This is a genomic window from Paenibacillus chungangensis, assembly GCF_042675905.1.
Taxonomy (GTDB): Bacteria; Bacillota; Bacilli; order Paenibacillales; family Paenibacillaceae; genus Pristimantibacillus; species Pristimantibacillus chungangensis.
In genome coordinates, this window is sequence record NZ_JBHTJZ010000016.1 from 1 (window position 1) to 3,471 (window position 3,471).

General features: G+C 35.6%; 2 protein-coding genes. One reads left to right on the forward strand and one right to left on the reverse strand.

Features of this window, described 5'->3' with window-relative positions:
• The first annotated feature begins 836 nt into the window (after positions 1-836).
• A complete protein-coding gene (locus ACFQ2I_RS12570; protein ID WP_377564616.1) occupies positions 837-2,792 on the forward strand; it encodes an ATP-dependent endonuclease in 1,956 nt (651 codons plus the stop codon).
• 104 nt (positions 2,793-2,896) lie between these two features.
• Here ACFQ2I_RS12570 and ACFQ2I_RS12575 read toward each other — a convergent pair whose 3' ends face one another.
• Positions 2,897-3,232: a hypothetical protein gene (locus ACFQ2I_RS12575; protein ID WP_377564620.1), complete on the reverse strand. Its 336-nt coding sequence runs from the start codon at positions 3,230-3,232 to the stop codon at positions 2,897-2,899.
• Positions 3,233-3,471 lie beyond the last annotated feature (239 nt).

Genomic DNA, 3,471 nt, shown 5'->3' on the forward strand with positions numbered 1-3,471 from the left:
TGGAATCCAGATCAAGGATGAGCGAGTCAGGTAGCGCCGGCGCAATGATATCTACATTCAAGTTTCGGAGTGCTGGGGCCAGTTGATCGTGTGCCGCACCAAGCCCAAGCAACTCTTTGTTTAACAACGAGTGATGAGGCAACCGGCCGCCTAGGGCATGCTTAACTAAAGCATCGCCTTGAAGTGATCGAAAGTGAAAGATACGTTCGCAGCCCAGGAGCCAGCCGATGATAAGGTACTGGATGATGTGGTGAGTGGGGAAAACTGCGTTTGCGGCTTTGGCTAAGCCAAGCGGCTGTAATGCTTGATTCAAACGGATCGTTTCAAGGAATGCGAGAATGACCTTGGCACCTGCAAAATTTGTGGCATTTCTCACANTTAAATCTTTAATCGTAGGAATACGTTCAACAATCCTGACGATCAAGGAATAGATCATCGCTCTGTCATTCACGTCTATAGGGGCACCATAAAGAGATGTCTACCTAACCAAACGCAAGATAGGGTAATATCGATAGTAGAAAAAATCTCGCGAAAACGATTTTTTTGTTCCATCTCATAAAGTTCTTGCAGGGTAAATAAGCTCTCGTGTCGAATATACGGCATAGGGAGTTCATCCTTTCATCTCAGTGTTTTGGTGGTACTTAACACATTCGAGATTTGGGGAGGTACTCCTTTTTCTATGTCTTAAAACCCTACTGATAGCAAGGCTTTATAGTTATGAAATTGATTCATATAAGTAAAAATATTAGAATCTGCATACCTTATTAGAGGATTATAATGAATTATGTCGAATAAAAATAAAAATTAGTATATATTCCTAATGGGGCGTGTTTAATTTGATAGTTGGATTACTCTGTAGGCACTATAAAATTTACCAAGGGTTATACTTTATCCCTATTTGTGATGATTACGAAACTCCTTTTTCATTATTTATAGGAAATAACGCAGTAGGTAAAAGCTCAGTACTTGAGAGCTTGAATACCTTTTTTAATAATACCAATTGGAATAGAACAAAAGGGACAAAAGCTGATGAGACATATATAGCTCCAGTATTCTTAATAAAAAAGAGTGATATACAAGGCAATATAGATAGTATTGTATATCAAAAACTGGACTTGATTAGTCAATACTTTTGGAGCGTAACAGAAGAAGCTAATTCTAATCTCAAGAGCAATGAAGAGTTTAAAAAGTTTTTTCAAATTAGGGACGAATTAAAACATAGATATGGGGCAAATGATTATTTGTTTTTCTTGTTAGGGTTGGAATACCAAGATAAATCTGAAGTATACTATAGTACATTTGATGATGATATAAACAAAAAAATGAAAATCCATAATATAAGTATTAAAGATATTCAATTAATCAATGAAATAAAAAGTTACCTTACGTACATTTACATTCCAATAGAGTCAATTACTAGTGAAATAATTAAAATAGAGAATAAAGAGATGCAGGCATTAATGAGCACGGATATCCTAGAAGACATTGATAAAATTCTGGATGAGAGAAATATACCTAAAGGTAATCGAACCATAAGCTTGATCGACTATTTAAATTCAAACCTAGATGAGTATATGAACAAAATCAACGATACAATCAGTAGAATTGATGAAAGCTATGCATATAAAGTAGAACAGGGGTACAAGAAAAATTTAAGACCATCGGATGTAAGAAATAGAATATTAGAAGCTTACTTTTCGATAAGAACTCTAAAAAAGGATAAAAAAGAGATACATGAACTAAGTTCAGGGGAACAAAGAATTGCGTTAATTGATATAGCCACAGCTTTCTTGAAAAACACGTCAAGAAGTAACAAAAGAAAAACTATTTTAGCTATTGATGAACCAGAGAGCTCACTACATATATCAAAAGCGTTTAAACAGTTCGAGAGATTACAGAGTCTTGTCCAAGAAAATGTACAGTTAATTCTAACAAGTCATTGGTATGGGTCCTTACCTTTCACTACTACCGGAAATTTAAATTATATTGAGTTGAAATCCGATTACAGAATAAACGTTAGTACATATGATCTGAATAATTATTTTGAAAAAAGAGGATCACTACCTGAAGATGTACAAATGAAGAGTTACTTTGATCTAACTTCAGCAATTTTAAGTTCAATGAGATCAGAAAATACAAATTGGATAATTTGTGAGGGAAGTGATGATAAACTCTACTTAAGTCATTATTTATCGTCGTCTATAGCAAATTTGAAGATACTTTGTGTTGGTGGATGTAGTAATGTTATAAAGTTATACAAGTATTTGTACACTCCTTTTCAAGAAAAGGACGAGAAAAAAGCTGTTAATAGTAAAATACTATGTCTAATTGACACAGACGATGTTATTTATGATCTTGAGATAAACAGTGAAGTGAAAGGTAAGTTGAGATTAGCTAGAATGCAACCTGAAAGAGACGGTCAATTGAAATTAATGTCAGTGAAGAAAAATGGATTTTATTATTCTACTGAGATGGAAGATTGTTTAACCCCCAAAAAGTATTACAAATCAATAAAAGATGTTATTGAGAAAAGTGATGATGCAAATTTATTAGAGTTATTTAAAAAATTTAGTTATAAAGAAGGTTCAACATATTCTAGAATTAAAAACGAAAAAGACTCTATTCTTGAGCCTCTAGAACTAATTAAGTATGAAGATAAAAAAACACTATTTGATTTCTTAGATGATCACCATATTAAATATATTATTGCTCAAAATTATACGAGTAGAGAAATAGAAGAAAGACCTTTACTATTTACATTGATTAGTCAATATTTTAACAAAACCAATTAATTGTTAAGTGTTATTGCTAAACCATAATGTCCGCAGATTGACGGTGTAAGTTGTCCAGCTGGTGACGGATAAGCTGTCCGCGCAAGATGAAGAGAAAGGGAGAATCAAAATAATTCTCCCTGTATGACACGCTTAATCATATGACCATCGATGATCCGATGTTTGTTCTGTGAGCTGTAGATGAGAGTGTGCGTGCAAACCTTGTTGACTAACCGGACAGCTCCGCGGGAGAACTGGTAGATGTCGTCAATCGCGCTGTCCGTGAAGATGTCGTACTCCGCTCCGGCGAAAGTCATGTGGCGACGAATGTAATCGCCGATCTGAGCGCGATCGTAATGTGGGAGCTTACACTGCAGGTCGATTCGCTGTCGAATGGTTGCATACACCTGAAGGTTCAGGCGATCCCAGAGTTCACTCTGCCAGACCAAGATGAGTGCCATGGGACTCTGAGCATCCATCTTAAAGTTGAGCAGTTATGTGGTATTCCAGATAACTGCTTAACTTCCAAATGGATTCCGTTCCGCCGCTGGCCCTTCTCTTAATTGGTCAGTTATCTGACTTCTGAGATAACTGACCATATCCAAGCAAGTTATTTATCCGTCACAATTCTTCTAAAGTGTTGTAACTCCAGGGAATCTGCACCTGTCTCCTCGGATAATTTTTGATGACTAAATTATCG